We start from the raw sequence: 13,789 nt of genomic DNA on the forward strand, positions 1-13,789 counted from the left end.
ACGTCGTCCAGCCCGGTGCCGTCGAAGGCGCGCAGTTCGTACTCGTACTTCGTCATCTGGCCCGGCCCGAGCGGTGGGGGGGGGGGGGGGGGGGGGGGGGGGGGGGGGGGGGGGGGGGGGGGGGGGGGGGGGGGGGGGGGGGGCCGCCGCCCCCCCACCCCCCCCCCCCCCCCCCCCCCCCCCCCCCCCCCCCCGCGCCCCGCCCCCCCCGCGGCCCCCCCCCCCCCCCCCCCCCCCCCCCCCAAACCTCTTGATCATTGTGGCGGTTCAGAGGTGGGGCGGTGGGGGAGGATCAGGGTGGCGAGGCCGTCGAGGACCCGGGCCAGGCCGAACTCGTACGCGTGGTCCGGGTGGTACGCGGCGTTCTGAGCCGCTCCGGCCGCAGCACCGACCCGGACGGCGGTCGGAAACCGTCGCTCGTCGAGAACCTGCGCCAACAGGGGTGCGTTCGCCGTCCACCACTGTTCGTCCGTCCAGGCGCTCTCCTGCTGGGCGGAGCGTGCCTCGGTCGCCGAGCGGGTGGCAGCCCGGACGAAGTCGAGGACATAGGTCAGTGCGGCGTCGCGGGTCACGTCGTCCAGCCCGGTGCCGTCGAAGGCGCGCAGTTCGTACTCGTACTTCGTCATCTGGCCCGGCCCGAGCGGTGGGCGGCCGGTGGCGATCTCGGCCGCCCAGGGGTGAGCGGTGAAGAGGTCCCGGTTGTCCGTCGCCACCGCCGCCACCCGTGCCCGCCACGGGTCGCCGGAGCGGTCCGGCCTGGACATGCCGGTGTAGATGGCGTCAAGCATCAGGTCGAGTAGTTCGGCCTTGCCGGGGACGTACGTGTAGAGGGTCATCGGTGCCACGCCGACAGTCTGGGCGAGCGCCCGCATGGTCACCGCGTCAAGCCCTTCGGCGTCCGCCAGCTCGATCGCGGCCAGCACGATGTCGTCAAGTGAGTGGCCCTGGCGGGGGCCACGACGAGGCGCATCGTCGGTCTGCCGCCAGAGCAGACGCAGGGTGTGAGCGGGGTCTCCGCCTCCGGTGCGGTGTTCGGGCACCCACCGATCCTCGCAGGGAAAAACACCGTACGCAGTACGTTGTACAATGTACGTAGTTACCGTCTCCGCACCGGGGGTGCACGTGCACATCACTGCGTCGGCGATCTCGCTCAACGTCGAGGACGTGCCGGCCTCGGCCGCGTTCGTCCAGCAGCACTTCGGATTTCAGGAGCAGATGTCGGCCGAGGGCTTCGTCTCGCTGGCCCGGGAGGACGTCGGGTTCAACCTGATCTTCCTGCGTACCGGGTTGGCCAGCCTGCAGCCGGAGAGCCTGCGGACGCAGCGGGCCGAGGGGGTGCTCGTCGCCTTCGTGGTGGACGACATCGATGCCGAGTACGGCCGGCTCACCGCCGCCGGTGTGCCGATCGCCACCCCGATCCAGACCGAGCCATGGGGTGAGCGCTTCTTCCAGGTCACCGACCCCAACGGGGTGATTTTGCAACTCGTGCAGTGGGTGCACGGGCCGGAGGTCGCCGGCTGAACCAGGCGATCCGCGTGCTGGTGTGCGCTGGGTCCGGTGGGGTATTGCTCCGCCGGACCCAGCGCACGTCCGTGCCGCCGGCTTGCCGGCACGGGCCGACCGGTGGGCGCGGCGTTCCTTGTCCGAGCCGATCCAGTACGCTCGTACTGCTTGAGCATGTCCCCTGAGAGGAGCGCCGGCCGATGGCGAAGATCAAGGTAAACAACCCGGTCGTGGAGCTCGACGGCGACGAGATGACCCGGATCATCTGGAAGCAGATCCGGGAGCAGCTGATCCTGCCCTACCTCGACGTCGACCTGCACTACTACGACCTCTCGATCCAGCACCGCGACGCCACCGACGACCAGGTGACCGTCGACGCCGCGAACGCCATCAAGCAGCACGGCGTAGGCGTCAAGTGCGCCACCATCACTCCGGACGAGGCCCGGGTCGAGGAGTTCGGCCTGAAGAAGATGTGGCGGTCGCCGAACGGCACCATTCGTAACATCCTCGGCGGCGTCGTCTTCCGTGAGCCGATCATCATGTCCAACGTGCCGCGGCTCGTCCCCGGCTGGACCAAGCCGATCATCATCGGCCGGCACGCCCACGGCGACCAGTACAAGGCCACCGACTTCGTGGTCCCGGGCCCGGGCACGGTGACCATCACCTACACGCCCGCCGACGGCACGCAGCCGGTCGAGATGGAGGTCGCCGAATTCCCCGGCGGCGGCATCGCGATGGGCATGTACAACTTCGACGAGTCGATCCGGGACTTCGCCCGGGCCTCGTTCCGCTACGGCCTGGACCGCAACTACCCGGTCTACATGTCCACCAAGAACACCATCCTCAAGGCGTACGACGGCCGGTTCAAGGACATCTTCGCCGAGGTGTTCGAGAACGAGTTCAAGGCCGAGTTCGACGCCGCCGGCCTCACCTACGAGCACCGGCTCATCGACGACATGGTCGCCGCCGCGCTCAAGTGGGAGGGCGGCTACGTGTGGGCCTGCAAGAACTACGACGGTGACGTGCAGTCCGACACCGTCGCGCAGGGCTTCGGCTCGCTCGGCCTGATGACCTCGGTCCTGCTCTCGCCCGACGGTCGCACCGTCGAGGCCGAGGCCGCGCACGGCACCGTCACCCGGCACTACCGGCAGTGGCAGAAGGGCGAGAAGACCTCGACCAACCCGATCGCCTCGATCTACGCCTGGACCCGTGGCCTGGCCCACCGGGGCAAGCTGGACGGCACCCCGGCGGTCAGCGAGTTCGCCAACACGCTGGAGCAGGTCATCGTCGACACCGTCGAAAGCGGCCAGATGACCAAGGACCTCGCGCTGCTGATCTCGCGGGACGCCCCGTGGCAGACCACCGACGAGTTCATGAACACGCTCGACGAGAACCTGGCACGCCGCCTGGCCGCCTGAGTCTCACCCGCAGTCCACCGAGCCCGCCGGCCCGAGCGCCGGCGGGCTCGGTGTATCCGGTGCCGCTACGGCGGCGTGTCGCGACCGGACGCGCCCATCGGCGTCACTGCGTCCGGCGCGCCTCGTTGACCTGGGTGGACGAGATGCCAGTCCCGTCCTGGAAGGTTGACCGTCGCCACCGCGCGACTCGCGTGCCCAGCAGCCAGCCTTCCCGGCTGTCGTGTACAGCCAGCCGTCCCTTCCCCGCGGGGGGCCCTGTCCCGGGCCCCCCGCGCCCTGCTGTCCCGGGCCGTTGCTCCGGCCCGGCGCGGCGACCGAGAGTGGACCGCCCGTCACACCGCCCGCAGCAGCTCGGCGGCCCGCTCCGGGGCGATGTCATTGATGAAGACCCCCATGGCCGACTCCGAGCCGGCCAGGTACTTCAGCTTGTCTGCCGCCCGCCGGACGCTGAACAGTTGCAGGTGCAGATGCCCCAGCTCACGCTCGATCCGGACCGGCGCCTGGTGCCAGGCGGCGATGTAGGGCATGGGCGAGTCGAACAGCCCGTCGAAGCGGCGCAGCAAATCCAGGTAGAGCGGTCCGAACGAGTCGCGTTCCGCGTCGGTCAGCGCCGGCAGGTCGGGCACCGCCCGGTGCGGCGCGATGTGCACCTCGAACGGCCACCGGGCCGCTGCCGGGACGTACGCCGTCCAGTGCTGGTTGGTCGCCACCACCCGCTCGCCGGCGGCGCGTTCGGCGGCCAGCACGTCGGCGTAGAGATTGCCGCCCCCGGTGCGCTCGGCGTGCCGGCGGGCCGCGCCCAGCAGTGACCGGGTCCGGGGGGTGACGAACGGGTACGCGTAGATCTGCCCGTGCGGGTGGTGCAGCGTCACCCCGATCTCCACCCCCCGGTTCTCGAAGCAGAAGACCTGCTCGACGCCGGGCAGTCCGCCGAGCGCCGTGGTCCGGTCGGCCAGCGCGTCCAGCACGGTACGCACCCGGCGCGGCGGTAGCGCGGCGAAGGAGGTGTCGTGGTCGTCGGTGAAGCAGACCACCTCACAGCGCCCCTGCCCGGGCCGGGCCGGGGTGAACGGGGTGATCGCGGCCGGTTCGGCAACCACCCGCCCGCTCAGCGCCGGAAACCGGTTCTCGAAGACCGCGACCGCGTACTCCGGGGCCGGAATCTCGCTGAGCCGCTCCGGCGTCGAGGGGCAGAGCGGGCACTGGTCGGCCGGGGGTAGGAAGGTCCGGGTCTGCCGGTGCACCGCCAGCGCCACCCATTCGTCGGTGAGCGGGTCGTAGCGCAGTTGGGAGGCGGGTGGGGGCGGCGGCAACGGGCGCCGGTCCGGCTGGTCGCGGACGGCGTCGTCACGCTCGTCGAAGTAGATCAGTTCGCGGCCGTCGGCCAGGCTGATCGCCGTACGTCTCATCGCAATGTCCCGCCTTCGGTGACCGGCACGACGATCAGCTCGCCGACCCGGTCGGTGAGCAGTCGTCGGGCCTCCGGTGCCAACCGGTCGTCGGTGACCAGCACGTCGGCCGTACCCAGGTCGGCGATGGCGGAGATGCCGACCGTGCCCCACTTGGTGTGGTCGGCGAGCACCACCAACCGGTCCGCCGCCGCGACCAGGGCCCGGTTCGTCTCGGCCTCGGTCAGGTTCGGGGTGGTGAAACCGGTCCGCTCGGTTATCCCGTGCACGCCGAGAAAGAGCAGATCCAGGTGCAGGGTGCGGACAGCGCCGACGGCCATCGGCCCGACCAGGGCATCGGAGGGGGTGCGCACCCCACCGGTCAGCACCACCGTCTGGTCGGCGCGGCCCCGCTCGTGCAGGATGTCGGCCACCGGCAGCGAGTTGGTCACCACGGTCAGGGCCGGCACGTCGAGCAGCTGCCGGGCCAGTTCCGCGGTGGTGGTGCCGGCGGAGAGCGCGACAGCCGCCCCGGGCCGGACCAGTTGCGCGGCACGCGCGGCGATGGCCGCCTTCTCGGCCTGCTGGCGTACCGACTTGGCCTGAAAGCCCGGCTCGTCGGTGGCGCCGACGACGGTGGCGCCGCCGTGCACCTTGGCGAGCAGGCCACGTTCGTGCAGCAGGTCCAGGTCGCGGCGGATGGTCATGTCGGAGACGCCGAACTCGGCGGCCAACTCGCCGACGCGTACGCCGCCGGTCACCCGGACCCGGTCGAGAATCGCCGCATGGCGCTGCCGCGCGAGCATCGACCCCTCCCGACCTTCACCTGAGCGAACAGATCTGAACAGAAGCAAACACTAGCGTTCAGGATCGACCATCGGAAGGGAAGGTGCCCCGATATCAGAGCGCGGGCAGGCGCGGCTCCACCCAACCGGTCTCGGTCAGCTGGTGCAGGACCCGCTGCACCGCCTCGTCGACGGTGAGATCGGTGGTGTCCAACACCAGATCCGCGTCGGTCGGCTCCTCGTACGGGTCGTCGACGCCGGTCATCCCGGTGAGCAGTCCCGCCCGGGCCCGGGCATACAGACCCTTGCGGTCGCGTTTCTCGCAGACCTCCAGCGGAGTCGCGACGTGCACCAGCACGAACCCGGCACCCGCCGCCGTCGCCATCTCCCGGGCGGTCGCCCGGGCCTGGGCGTACGGGGCGATCGGGCAGCAGATGCCGATGCCGTGGTGCCGGGCGATCTCGGCGGCGACCCACCCGATCCGACGCACGTTGGTGTCCCGGTCGGCCTTGCTGAAGCCCAGCCCAGCGGTCAGCTCGCGACGAACCACGTCACCGTCGAGCAGCGTGACGGTACGTTCGCCCTGCTCGCGCAGCGCGTCGGCGAGCCCCCGGGCGACCGTCGACTTGCCGGAACCGGAGAGCCCGGTCAGGAACACCACCAGGCCGCGGTGCCGCCGGGGCGGCCGGACCCGGCTCAGCTCCTTCGCCACCGCCGGGGGGGTGTGCCACTCGGGCAGCGGGAAACCCCGGTCCAGCAGGTCTTCGATCTCTGCCTGGCTCAGCGCCAGCCGCCGGTTGCGGGGCGGGATGTCATCGCGCCAGCGCCACTGGCCGTCCCGATTGTCGTAGGCCAACTCGCGGGGCACCAGCACCCGCAGCCCGGCCCCGGAGAGCATCTCGCCGGTGGACAGCAGGTGGGTGACGCCGTACGCGGCGGAGACCCGGGCCAGCAGCAGGGCGTCACTGATCTCGTCGCGTCGCCGGGAGAACGGCACGGCGACCAGGGTCGCCGGAGGCATCCGGTCCCGGGCGGCGAACACGCTACGGACCAGCGCCTCCGGCGGCAGTCCACCGGTGCCGTCCTCGCCCACCGGAATCATGATCAGCAAGTGGGCGCTCAGGGTGCGCACGGCGTGTGCGATCTGCGCCAGTTGCGGCCGGTGCAGCGGCCGGTCGGCGACCACCCCGAGCACCCGGCCCGGCGGCAGCAACGCGCGGACCTCCTCGGGCGTACGCCGCAGCCGCTGGAACGGACCGTGAGCGCCGTAGCCCAGCCGGCGTACGGTGCCGCCGACCCCGGCCACGCCGTCGCGGATCGTCCAGGCGTCGGTCACCTCCAGGGCCGCCATCGGGGCGCCCTCGCTGTCGGTCAGCACCAACGTCCGGCGGCCGGGGTCGGCGAGGTCGAGCTGCTGCACCACCGTCGCGGGCACCTGGAGCGGGACGGCGACCGGCCATGGGGCACCGTCGACGAGCCGGCCCCGGCGACTGACCGAGACCAGGTCGGCCCGGGTCATGAAGCCGGCCAGCGGCGCGTACGCACCGATCAACAGCAGCTCGAGATCAGCGAGTTCACCGGGACGCGGCGTGTACGCCGGAGCCTCCCGCAGCACCTCGTCGGGCAGCACCCACCCGTTGCTCATCAGACCCCCAACTCCGGCGACCGGCACACAGTTTCGCAGCCGGTCGCCGATCGGTCGAGAGCGCCACCATGCCCGCCGTGTCACTGCTGTCGACGGGCCGCTTCGCGATGTCGTACGCGTTCGGCCGCTCAGCCCAGCGTGGCCGCGCCGAACGAGACCGCGAACCGCTTGCACCAGATGGAGACGCTGGTCAGGTCCGACAGCTCGACATCGTCCGGAATCGCGTAACCCTGGTTGCCGCGATTGCCCTTGAGCCGCCCCAACTCGACCCAGCGGCCGTCGTCGAACACGTGCCACCCGTCCCGACCTTCGATCACCGGCTGGTCGGTCAGCCACACCCGCAGGTCGGGGCCGTTGGAGGTGTTCAGACCGACCAACTCCAGCCGGTGCTGCCCGTCGCCGGTGCGCACGATCCGCGCGCTTCCGCTGGTGTCGTGTTCGTGGCTGATGAAGTCGCCGGAGCTGACCAGGGTCGCCGCCGTGGCGTCCGGGGAGGCGGAAGCGGTCGCCGTGGCCGAACCGGTTGGTGCGGCGGACGTCGCCGGGGTGGCGACCACGGTGAGCCGCTCGGCCACCTCGGCGTCGGTCAGCAGCTTCCACGGCTGGAACCAGTACAGGCCGAACGCCGAACCAGCGGCCAGCACGGTGATCGCGACCCAGGTGAGCGGGGTGCGGAACAGACGGCGAATGAGCATGTCCCAGTCTGTCGTGGCTGTTCGCGCCCTGTCAGCCGGGCAAATCTTACGAACTGCGAACCGACTGCCCGGGTGGCGGCGGATCTCCCTAGGGGAAATCGGCGCCGGTATCAGGGAAACGGGGGTTGCTTCCGGAGCGCGGTGCATTGTCCCACGGCTCTAGGCTTACGGGCGTGACACTGATCGCAACCGAGTCGTTGACGAAGGTCTACGGCGGCGGGGTCACCGCACTGTCCGATCTGACGGTCGCGGTGGAACCAGGGATCGTCGGTCTGGTCGGCGCCAACGGCGCCGGCAAGTCGACTCTGATCAAGCTGCTGCTCGGCCTGCTCACTCCCACCCGCGGCCGGATACAGGTGCTGGGCCTGGATCCGACCACCGACCCGGCGGCGGTGCGGGCCCGGGTCGGCTACATGCCCGAGCACGACTGCCTGCCGCCCGACCTTTCCGCCGCCGAACTGGTCACCCATCTGGGGCGGATCAGCGGCCTGCCGCGCACGGTCGCCCGGGAACGGGCCTCCGAGGCGCTGCGCCACGTCGGTCTGCACGAGGAGCGCCACCGGCCGGTGGGCGGCTACTCCACCGGCATGAAGCAGCGGGTCAAGCTCGCCCAGGCGCTGGTGCACGATCCCGACCTGCTGCTGCTCGACGAGCCCACCAACGGCCTCGACCCGGCCGGGCGGGACGCGATGCTCGCGCTGGTGCAGCGGATCGGCACCGAGTTCGGCATCTCCGTACTGGTCTGCTCACACCTGCTCGGCGAGGTCGAGCGGATCTGCGACACTTTGGTCGCCATCGAGGGCGGGCGGCTGCTGCGGGCCGACCACATCGCCGCCATGACCTCGGCCACCGACGTGCTCGCGGTCGAGGTCAGCGAGGGCACCGAGGCGCTGGCGACCCGGCTGGCCGCGCTCGACCTGCCGGTCGGCCGGGAAGGCAGGCTGCTGCTGGTGCCGCTGGCCGACCAGGGCACCTACGACCTGATCCTCGGTGCGGTGGCCGAGCTGGACCTGCCCCTGCACCGGCTGGACCAGCGCCGGCACCGGGTGGCCGAACTCTTCGCCCGGAGGGAGAACAGCCATGCCTGAGCCGACCGGCGTCATCCACGACATCGGCTACCAGCGCTACACCGGTCCCCGGCTCGGTCGCCGACACGTCTTCGGGGCGCTGTACCTGCACGGCGTGCGGACCGCCTTCGGGCTGGGTCGGAGCGCCAAAGCCAAGATCTTTCCCTGGCTGGTGGTCGGCATCGTGCTGCTGGTCGCCGCCGCGGTGACCGCGATCCGCAGCCAGATCGGCGAAGTGATCATGACGTACGCCCAGTTCGCCGACGCGATGAGCTGGCTGGTCATCTTCTTCGTCGCGGTGGCCGCGCCCGAACTGGTCTCCCGGGACATGCGCAGTGGGGTGCTGCCGCTGTACTTCTCCCGGCCCCTGCCGCACGCCGACTACCCGCTGGCCAAGCTGCTGGCTTTGGTGACCGCGCTGTTCCTGCTGCTCGGCGCGCCGCAACTGCTGATGTTCCTCGGTGGTGCCTTCACCGCCGACAACATGGGCGCGGTCTGGGACGAACTGCTCGACCTGCTGCCCGGGCTGCTCTACGCCGGACTGTGGGCGGTGGTCTTCGCCTCGGTCGGTCTGCTGATCGCCTCGCTCACCGGCAAGCGCGCCTTCGCCGCCGGCGGAATCGTGGCCGTGTTCCTGATGACCACGCCGATCGTCGGCATCCTGACGGTCCTGCCCTCGCAGGCGGCGAACCAGCTCGCCGGCATCGCCTCGCCGCCCACCCTGGTGGAGGGCGTCGGCCTCTGGACGATGCGCGACCTGCTGATCACCGAGGCCAACACCGCCGACCTCGACCTCGGGCCGTTCGGCCCGGTGTACGCGCTGGCCGCCGTCGCGCTCGTGGCGGGCTGCGTCGCCCTGCTGCTGGCCCGCTACAAGAAGGTGGCCGCACGATGACCATGACGGACACCGCCGCACCGGCGGCCACCACCAGCACCCTCGACCTGGCCGGCGTCTCCCGCTGGTACGGCAACGTGGTCGCGGTCAACAACGTGAGCATGAGCCTCGGGCCCGGGGTCACCGGGCTGCTCGGCCCCAATGGGGCGGGCAAGACCACCCTGCTGCACATGATGGCCGGCTTCCTCACCCCGTCCCGGGGCGCGGTGACCCTGGACGGTCGGCCCACCTGGCGCAACCCGGAGGTCTACCGCCGGCTCGGCCTGGTCAGCGAGCGGGAGGCGGTGCACAGCTTCCTCACCGCGTACGAGTTCGTGCTGGCCACCGCGAAGCTGCACAAGCTGCCGGATCCGCAGGCCGCGGCCCGCCGCGCCATCGACCTGGTGGAGATGGCCGACGCCCAGGACCGCCGCATCGGCACCTACTCCAAAGGCATGCGGCAGCGCACCCGGGTGGCGGCGGCGCTGGTGCACGACCCGCAGGTGCTGCTGCTGGACGAGCCGTTCAACGGCATGGACCCGCGCCAGCGGTTGCACATGATGGAGTTGCTGCACTCCCTCGGCGACGCGGGTCGGACGATCCTGTTCAGCTCACACATCCTGGAGGAGGTCGAGCAGGTCTCCGGCACGGTCCAGGTGATGGTCGCCGGTCGGCTCGCCGCCTCCGGTGACTTCCGGACCATCCGGCGGCTGATGACCAACCGGCCGCACGTCTTCACCATCCGGTCCACCGACGAACGGGCGCTGGCCGTCGCCTTGATGGCCGAGACGTCGGTGAGCGGGGTCGAGCTGGGGCGCGACGGCCTGACCGTACGCGCCGGTGACTACGGCGCCTTCACCCGGATGCTGCCGAAGGTCGCTCTGGCCCGGGGCATCCGGGTCCAGCAACTGATACCCGAGGACGAGTCCCTGGAGAGCGTTTTCTCCTACCTGGTGGAGGCCTGATGTCCACTGTCTCGTGGATCACCGTGCGTGGCCTGTTCGGGCGTCGCCGGTTCCTGCTGTTGCTTCCGCTTCCGGTACTGCTGGTGGGGCTGGCCGTGCTCTCCCGGGGGCTCGGTGTCGAACCCACCGACTGGGGCCCACCGGTGCTTGTCGGCCTCGGGTTGGCCGTGGTGCTGCCGGTGGTCTCCCTGATCGTCGGCACCGGCGTGCTCGGGGCCGAGATCGACGACGGCACGGTGGTGCACGTGCTCACCACGCCACTGCCGCGCTGGCAGATCGTGTTGCCGAAGCTGGCCGTCGCGGCCGGCGTCACCGCGGTCACCGTCGCGGTCCCGCTGTTCGCGGCGGGCCTGCTGGCCGATTCGGTACGCCTCGGCGTGGCGCTCGCCGTCGCCGCGTCGGTCGGTGCGCTGGCCTACACGGCGTTGTTCATGGTGGCCAGCCTGCTCACCCGGCGACCGGTGCTGCTCGGTCTGGTCTACGTGCTGATCTGGGAAGGGCTGCTCAGCAACGTGGTCAGCGGCACCCGGGTGCTGTCGATCCAGCACTACGTGATCGCTTTGGCCGACCGGCTCGCCCCGACCGACCTGCTCGGCACCACCGTCTCCGTGTCGGTGGCGGCGGTGATGACCGCGCTGATCATCGTCGCCGCCACCTTCCTCGCCATCGACCGCCTGCGCTCCTTCTCGGTAGCCGGCGAAACCAGCTGACCCACCCCCGGGCGGGCGCGGGAGGCAGCACTTTCGGGGGAAGTGCTGCCTCCCGCGCCGTCGAGGCAGCACCGTCCCCGATGGTGCCCGGGTGCCAGCGGGGCGCGGTCCCGGCGCGGTCAGAAGGCGCAGGCGATGACCAGCTCGGGAGTGCGGTCGGGGAGCAGGTCGAGCTTGTCGATCCGGCCCGCCGCGCGCAGGTCGTCGATGACCAACGTGAGCTGGTCGAGCAGCGCGGCCGGGCCGAGCGCCTCGGCCAGCGGCACCTCCGCCTTCATCGACAGCTTCCGCTCGGACTTGGCCCGGCGGACCTGCCCCAGCGCGTCGGCGGCGAGCCGCAGCAGGTGCGGATCACCGTCGCCCTGGATCGCCCGGCCCACCTCGTACGTGGTCGGCCACGGCGCGCGGTGCACCGAACCGTACCGCCACCACGACCAGACCTCCTCGGTCGCGTACGGCAGCACCGGGGCGAAGAGCCGCAGCTGCGCCGACAGCGCCGTGGCCAGCGCAGCCCGGGCCGAGTCCGCGCCGGCCCCGCTGCCGTAGGCACGTTCCTTCACCAACTCGATGTAGTCGTCGCAGAACCGCCAGAAGAACGACTCGGTGGCCTGCAACGCGGCCGTGTGGTCATACGCCTCGAACGCCGCTGTCGCGATGGCCACCACCCCGGACAGTTCGGCGAGCATGGCCCGGTCGAGTGGTTCGGTGGCCGGGGCACGCAGCGCGTCGGCGGCACCCGACCCGAGCGCGAACTTCGACGCGTTGAGCAGCTTGGTGGCGAGCCGTCGGCCGATCCGGATCTGGGCCGGGTCGAAGGCCAGGTCGGTGCCGGGCTTGCCGCTGGCCGACCAGTACCGCACCGCGTCCGAGCCGTGCTGTTCGAGCAGCGCCATCGGGGTCACCACGTTCCCCTTGGACTTCGACATCTTCTTGCGGTCCGGGTCGAGGATCCAGCCGGACAGCTCCACCGTCCGCCAGGGCAGCACGCCGTGCTCCAGATGCGACCGGACCACTGTGGCGAACAGCCAGGTGCGGATGATGTCGTGCCCCTGCGGGCGCAGGTCCATCGGGAAGACCCGCCGGTACAGATCCGGGTCCCGTTCCCAGCCGCCGACGATCTGCGGGGTCAACGACGAGGTGGCCCAGGTGTCCAGCACGTCCGGGTCGCCGGTGAAGCCGCCCGGCACGCCGCGCTGCGACTCGTCGTACCCCGGCGGGGCGTCCTCGGACGGGTCGATCGGCAGCGCGGACTCCGCCGGCGTGAGAGGCTGGGTCCAGTCCGGTTCGCCAGCGTCGTCGAGCCGGTACCACACCGGTACCGGCACCCCGAAGTAGCGCTGCCGGCTGACCAGCCAGTCGCCGGTGAGGCCGCCGACCCAGTGCTCGTAGCGGTGCCGCATGTGCTCCGGCACCCAGCGCAGTTCCCGGCCACGGGCCAGCAGTTCCTCTCGCAGATCGGTGTCGTGGCCACCGTTGCGCAGGTACCACTGCCGGGTCGAGACGATCTCCAGGGGCCGGTCGCCCCGCTCGTAGAACTTCACCGGGTGGCTGATCGGGCGCGGCTCACCGACCAGGTCATCCGCCTCGGTCAGCTGCTCCACCACCGTCCGCCGGGCGCCGTTGACGGTCTGCCCGGCCAGCGCCGCGTACGGCTGCGCGGGCACCCCGGCGGGTGGCTCCGGCAGCAGCCGGCCATCCCGGCCGATCACCACCCGGGTGTCCAGGGCCAGGTCCCGCCACCAGGTCACGTCGGTCAGATCGCCGAAGGTGCAGACCATCGCGATGCCGGTGCCCTTGGCCGGGTCCGCCAGCGGGTGCGCGCGCACCGGCACCTCCACCCCGAACACCGGGGTACGCACGGAGGTGCCGACCAGGTCCGCGTACCGCTCGTCGTCGGGGTGGCAGACCAGCGCGACGCAGGCCGGCAGGAGTTCCGGCCGGGTGGTGTCGATCAGCACCGCCCGCCCACCGGGTCCGTGGAAGCGCAACCGGTGGTACGCGCCGGGGCGTTCCCGGTCCTCCAGTTCGGCCTGCGCCACGGCGGTGGCGAAACCGACGTCCCAGAGCGTCGGCGCCTCGGCCTGGTACGCCTCGCCCCGGGCCAGGTTGCGCAGGAACGCCCGCTGGGAGGTGGCGCGGGCCGCCGCGCCGATGGTGGTGTACATCAACGACCAGTCCACCGACAGGCCGAGCCGCCGCCACAACGCCTCGAAGACCTGCTCGTCGGCGACGGTCAACCGCTCGCACAGCTCGATGAAATTGCGCCGGGAGATCGGGGTCGGGTTCTTCCGGGCGGCGTCGTCCACGGGCCCGGTCGGCGGCTCCCAGTCCGGGTCGTACGGCAGCGAGGGGTCACACCGGACCCCGTACACGTTCTGCACCCGGCGCTCGGTGGGCAGGCCGTTGTCGTCCCAGCCGATCGGGTAGAAGACCGTCCGGCCGCGCATCCGTTGGAACCGGGCGACCAGGTCGGTGTGCGTGTACGAGAAGACGTGCCCCATGTGCAGCTCGCCCGATACGGTCGGCGGCGGGGTGTCGATCGCGTATACGTCCGAGCGCTCCTTCGAGCGGTCGAACGCGTACGTGCCCTCCTCCTGCCAGCGGCGCGACCAGGTCTCCTCGATGCCGTCCAGACCCGGACGCTCGGGGACCCCGGTGCGGGCCGTTCCCGCCGTATCAGCCATCCGTAGATCGTAGGCACCGGGACCGTGGTGGGCACGCCATTACCTGATCACCAAC

General features: G+C 71.3%; 12 protein-coding genes. 6 read left to right on the forward strand and 6 right to left on the reverse strand.

The features are described from left to right. Positions 1-254 precede the first annotated feature (254 nt). Entirely contained in the window at positions 255-1,040 is a 786-nt protein-coding gene (locus AC2CHE_RS17045) for a TetR/AcrR family transcriptional regulator (protein ID WP_484505871.1), read from the reverse strand. A gap of 82 nt (positions 1,041-1,122) precedes the next feature. On the opposite strand from AC2CHE_RS17045, the gene AC2CHE_RS17050 reads away from it, so the two are divergent. Then, the gene (locus AC2CHE_RS17050) at positions 1,123-1,521 is read left to right on the forward strand and encodes a VOC family protein (protein ID WP_484505912.1); all 399 of its coding nucleotides are present in this window, start codon (positions 1,123-1,125) and stop codon (positions 1,519-1,521) included. A 182-nt stretch (positions 1,522-1,703) separates the two neighbouring features. Beyond that, on the forward strand, positions 1,704-2,921 hold the full coding sequence (locus AC2CHE_RS17055) for an NADP-dependent isocitrate dehydrogenase (protein WP_484505872.1): 1,218 nt from the start codon (positions 1,704-1,706) through the stop codon (positions 2,919-2,921). 332 nt (positions 2,922-3,253) lie between these two features. On the opposite strand, the gene galT is transcribed toward AC2CHE_RS17055, so the two are convergent. From galT to AC2CHE_RS17075, 4 genes are all read right to left on the reverse strand, one after another. Further along, positions 3,254-4,330 (reverse strand): galactose-1-phosphate uridylyltransferase, encoded by a 1,077-nt coding sequence (gene galT, locus AC2CHE_RS17060; protein WP_484505873.1) that lies wholly within the window; start codon positions 4,328-4,330, stop codon positions 3,254-3,256. Then, positions 4,327-5,115 (reverse strand): DeoR/GlpR family DNA-binding transcription regulator, encoded by a 789-nt coding sequence (locus AC2CHE_RS17065; RefSeq protein WP_484505874.1) that lies wholly within the window; start codon positions 5,113-5,115, stop codon positions 4,327-4,329. Before AC2CHE_RS17065 ends, galT begins: the two co-directional genes overlap by 4 nt. Positions 5,116-5,209: 94 nt before the next feature. Then, the gene (cysC, locus tag AC2CHE_RS17070) at positions 5,210-6,739 is read right to left on the reverse strand and encodes an adenylyl-sulfate kinase (RefSeq protein ID WP_484505875.1); all 1,530 of its coding nucleotides are present in this window, start codon (positions 6,737-6,739) and stop codon (positions 5,210-5,212) included. 128 nt (positions 6,740-6,867) lie between these two features. Further along, complete coding sequence (locus AC2CHE_RS17075; protein WP_484505876.1) at positions 6,868-7,434, reverse strand: DM13 domain-containing protein; 567 nt, start codon at positions 7,432-7,434, stop codon at positions 6,868-6,870. 173 nt (positions 7,435-7,607) lie between these two features. Here AC2CHE_RS17075 and AC2CHE_RS17080 point away from each other — a divergent pair, with 173 nt between their 5' ends. The 4 genes from AC2CHE_RS17080 to AC2CHE_RS17095 are packed head-to-tail and all read left to right on the forward strand — an operon-like array spanning position 7,608 to position 11,050. Then, a complete protein-coding gene (locus AC2CHE_RS17080; protein WP_484505877.1) occupies positions 7,608-8,522 on the forward strand; it encodes an ABC transporter ATP-binding protein in 915 nt (304 codons plus the stop codon). Beyond that, a complete protein-coding gene (locus tag AC2CHE_RS17085) occupies positions 8,515-9,396 on the forward strand; it encodes an ABC transporter permease (protein WP_484505878.1) in 882 nt (293 codons plus the stop codon). Before AC2CHE_RS17080 ends, AC2CHE_RS17085 begins: the two co-directional genes overlap by 8 nt. Positions 9,397-9,398: 2 nt before the next feature. Next, positions 9,399-10,340 carry an ABC transporter ATP-binding protein gene (locus AC2CHE_RS17090; RefSeq protein WP_484505913.1) on the forward strand — a complete coding sequence of 314 codons (942 nt, stop codon included), beginning with the start codon at positions 9,399-9,401 and terminating at the stop codon, positions 10,338-10,340. Further along, positions 10,340-11,050, forward strand: a complete 711-nt coding sequence (locus AC2CHE_RS17095; RefSeq protein ID WP_484505879.1) for an ABC transporter permease — start codon at positions 10,340-10,342, stop codon at positions 11,048-11,050. Before AC2CHE_RS17090 ends, AC2CHE_RS17095 begins: the two co-directional genes overlap by 1 nt. A 119-nt stretch (positions 11,051-11,169) precedes the next feature. Here the strand turns inward: AC2CHE_RS17095 and valS are convergent, their stop codons facing one another. Continuing rightward, a complete protein-coding gene (gene valS, locus AC2CHE_RS17100; RefSeq protein WP_484505880.1) occupies positions 11,170-13,734 on the reverse strand; it encodes a valine--tRNA ligase in 2,565 nt (854 codons plus the stop codon). Positions 13,735-13,789: the final 55 nt, after the last annotated feature.

This window comes from Micromonospora sp. ATLC16 (assembly GCF_057196645.1).